Origin of the sequence: Pseudomonas edaphica, assembly GCF_005863185.1 — a bacterium.
Taxonomy (GTDB): Bacteria; Pseudomonadota; Gammaproteobacteria; order Pseudomonadales; family Pseudomonadaceae; genus Aquipseudomonas; species Aquipseudomonas edaphica.
The window spans coordinates 1-3,218 of the sequence record NZ_VBVZ01000669.1 but is presented as its reverse complement, the minus strand read 5'-3'; the positions used below and the strand labels follow the sequence as shown (position 1 = coordinate 3,218).

The window sequence follows — 3,218 nt, the reverse complement described above, 5'->3', positions numbered from 1 at the left end:
CGGCCAGCGTGAGTTACTTCCGCTCGCTGCCGGTTGCCTACCGCCCGTTGGTGCTCGACCAACTGCGCAGCATGGGTGGCACGCGGTTTGTGGTGACCCTCAACGACCGCCCATTGGACATGCAGATTCTGCCGCAGACCCCGCGCAAGCAGGCGGTGCTGCAAGCCGTGGACGAGGTGCTGCGCCAGACCCTGGGCAGCGACGTGCATATTTCGGTGGAGTTCGTCAGCGCCGAGGACCTGCGTATTTTCAACGCGGGCCTCAAACTCGATGAACTGCCGCGTTCCTGGGCGCATTACGCGCTGACCCTGGAGCCGGTGAACCCGCCGGTGCTGGTCACGCAAATCCAGCTGGCACCGGGCGAATGGCTGTACATCGCCTCGCTGCTGCCCGAGCCCTACACCAGTTTGGAAGAACAAGGCCTGCCGTCGCAGCAAGTGTGGTTTATCGTGCTGACCAGCGGTTTCCTGTTGCTGTTTATCGGCCTGCTGGTGCACTGGCAAAGCCGGCCGCTCAAGCGCCTGGCCCGTGCAGCGCGGGACATGTCCCTGGGCGCCGATGTGGAACCGGTGGCCGAAGGCGGTGGCAGCGAAGTGGTGGAAGTGGGCCGTGCGTTTAACGCCATGCGCGAGCGCATCAGCCGTTACCTCACCGAGCGCAGCCAACTGTTCAGCGCGATTTCCCACGATTTGCGCACGCCGATCACGCGTCTGCGCTTGCGCGTGGAGTTGCTGGAAGACGAAAACCTGCAAGCCAAATTCGGTCGCGACCTGGATGAGTTGGAGTTGCTGGTCAAGGGGGCACTGCAATGCGTCAAAGACACCGACATCCACGAGAACATCGAGCCGGTCGACCTTAACCACGTGCTTGATTGCCTGGTGGAACCGTACCTGGCGCCGAACGGTAACGGCCGTATCACCCAGCACGGACGGGCGCTGACCCCTTATCCGGGCAAACCGCTGGCGCTCAAGCGCTGCATCGGCAACCTGATCGACAATGCCTTGAAGTACGGGCAGAACGCGCATTTGCATATCGAGGACGATGGCGTGGAGTTCATCCTGCATGTGGATGACGAAGGCCCGGGCGTGCCGGAGCAGCGTTTGGAACAGGTCTTCGAACCGCACTTTCGCCTGGCTGGCCAGCAGCAAGGTTATGGCTTGGGTCTGGGCATCGCGCGCAACATTGCCCACAGCCATGGCGGTGAAGTGAGCTTGCAGAATTTGCGCGAAGGCGGGTTGCGGGTGACCTTACAGTTGCCCCGAACCCTGGACTAATGTGGGAGCTGGCTCCCACATTTTGATCCCGGTTGAGTCAGATACTTTGGCGCAGCCGGGCCAAATCCCGCAGCGGCGGTGCCCCGAACAACCGGCTGTATTCCCGGCTGAACTGCGACGGGCTCTCATACCCTACCCGATACCCCGCTGCCGACGCCTCCAGCCCTTCGGCAATCATCAATCGCCGCGCTTCCTGCAACCGTAACTGCTTCTGGTATTGCAGCGGACTCATCGCCGTAATCGCCTTGAAGCGATGGTGCAAGGTCGAAACACTGAGGTTCACTTCCCTGGCCAGGTCATCAATGCGCAGCGGTTGTTCGAAGTTACCGTTCAACCATTTGATGGCCTGACTCACGCGATGGCTCTGACTGTTGGCCACGGCGATTTCATACAGTCGATAACCCTGCGGGCCACGTAACAACCGATAGAGAATCTCGCGGTTGATGAGTGGCGCGAGCATGGCGATGTCTTTCGGTGTGTCCAGCAGGCGCGCCAGGCGCAACACGGCGTCGAGCAGTTGGTTGTCGATGCGGTCAACGTACATGCCACGCGATGTCGGCCTGGAGGGCACGCCCATTGGTCCCGCCTCGGCGATCAATGCGGTGAGCTGGGCCGGGTCGATATTGATGCGCACCGACAGGTTGGGGTCTTGCGGTGTGGCGTCGATGATCCGCCCGGCGACGGGCATCGCCACCGAAAACACCAGATAATTGAGCGGGTCGTAGGCAAAGATCTCGTCGGCCAGGCGCACTTCCTTGCTGCCGCTGGCCAGAATGCACAGGGCGGGTTCGACCAGCACCGGCATGAAATCGCGCGGGGTGTTGTGGCGGTTCAGATACAGCGAGGTAATTGCCGTGCCGTAGGAGCCATCTTCCCAGGTATGACGGTGAACAATGCTGGCCAGCTCGGCGCGTTGTTTTTCCATCTCGGCATCGAGGGGCATTGGCTTGGTTTCGGGCGACGACATGGAGCGTCCTCTACTGACTGCTTTGATGGGCCCAGCTTAGCGGCGGCTTTTCAAAAGGTGTTACTTCGATTCTGCACAATCCTTGCCTGATCCTGCGATAAGGCGTGAATCAGGCAAGTGCAGGGCCTGTCATGTGCCTGAAACACTGAGTGTGCGGTTGGAATAAATCCCTGGGGCCAGACGTCTTATCTACGCTTCTCGCAGGATTGTGCAATAAGCCTGCAGGAATCGACTAACTGCGCCCATCTTCGCGCCGCTATCTTTGATCCTGTGGCAACACGCCCTCACAGTGCTTGCCGAGCATCACTTCTCAACGGGAGAGTCGAACATGTCCACCCCCATTCCCGCGAGCCATATGGCCTTTATCCGTGCCCGTACCGGGTGCAGCACCGAACTCGGTGCACGCTTGAGCAGTTTGATCGAACCGGGCCGTCAGGCTCAGGGTTGCCTGCAATTCTCGTTGCAGCATTCCCAGGTCGATCCCGATGTATGGCTGGTCTCGGGCTTCTGGAGCAGCGAGCAGGCGATGAGTGCCTACTTCAGTTCCCCTGCCTTGATGCTCTTTACTGAGCTGTTGAACGACATGGTAGTGCGCAGCATGGACTTCCAGACCTTCACCGACGCATCCGCCGCCCATGCTTACGGTGAGTACCTGCAATTGGCCGGTTAGCGGTTAGAATGGCCGACTTTTCATTGGCCAGGACCTGCAACATGGCACGTAAACAATTTGCCCATCACGAAGCCGTTTCTGCATTAGTGCGTGAAGAAGAGGGTGGCTACAGCGCCGCCGTCGCCGTCAAGGCACTCGATGGCATGGGCGCCCCGCAGTTTCACAAGATCCTGGCTGGCCAGACCTTCAAGACCGCCTCCGACGCCGACGATGCAGCGACGCTGCAACTTGAATGTCTGGTTGATGTGGACGAAGACGGTCAACTGACTTGGGCAACGGCCGCAAGCTGAAGCCGAACGCTTTATAT

4 protein-coding genes are annotated in these 3,218 nt (G+C 59.9%); 3 read left to right on the top strand and 1 reads right to left on the bottom strand.

From position 1 onward, the window contains the following. Positions 1-1,274, top strand: a 1,274-nt coding sequence (locus FEM54_RS28660; RefSeq protein WP_138453865.1) for an ATP-binding protein, incomplete at its 5' end; no start/stop codon positions are given. Positions 1,275-1,311: 37 nt separating this feature from the next. Here the strand turns inward: FEM54_RS28660 and FEM54_RS28655 are convergent. Then, positions 1,312-2,241 carry an AraC family transcriptional regulator gene (locus tag FEM54_RS28655; RefSeq protein ID WP_017139772.1) on the bottom strand — a complete coding sequence of 310 codons (930 nt, stop codon included), beginning with the start codon at positions 2,239-2,241 and terminating at the stop codon, positions 1,312-1,314. Between the two features lie 328 nt (positions 2,242-2,569). Between FEM54_RS28655 and FEM54_RS28650 the strand changes: the two genes are divergently transcribed. Next, entirely contained in the window at positions 2,570-2,911 is a 342-nt protein-coding gene (locus FEM54_RS28650) for an antibiotic biosynthesis monooxygenase family protein (RefSeq protein ID WP_017139773.1), read from the top strand. Between the two features lie 8 nt (positions 2,912-2,919). Next, on the top strand, positions 2,920-3,201 hold the full coding sequence (locus FEM54_RS28645; protein ID WP_017139774.1) for a hypothetical protein: 282 nt from the start codon (positions 2,920-2,922) through the stop codon (positions 3,199-3,201). Positions 3,202-3,218: the final 17 nt, after the last annotated feature.

Bases quoted from the DNA above. Each gene is read 5' to 3' on its own strand.
- FEM54_RS28655 (WP_017139772.1), bottom strand. From the start codon at position 2,241: ATGTCGTCGCCCGAAACCAAGCCAATGCCCCTCGATGCCGAGATGGAA.
- FEM54_RS28650 (WP_017139773.1), top strand. From the start codon at position 2,570: ATGTCCACCCCCATTCCCGCGAGCCATATGGCCTTTATCCGTGCCCGT.
- FEM54_RS28645 (WP_017139774.1), top strand. From the start codon at position 2,920: ATGGCCGACTTTTCATTGGCCAGGACCTGCAACATGGCACGTAAACAA.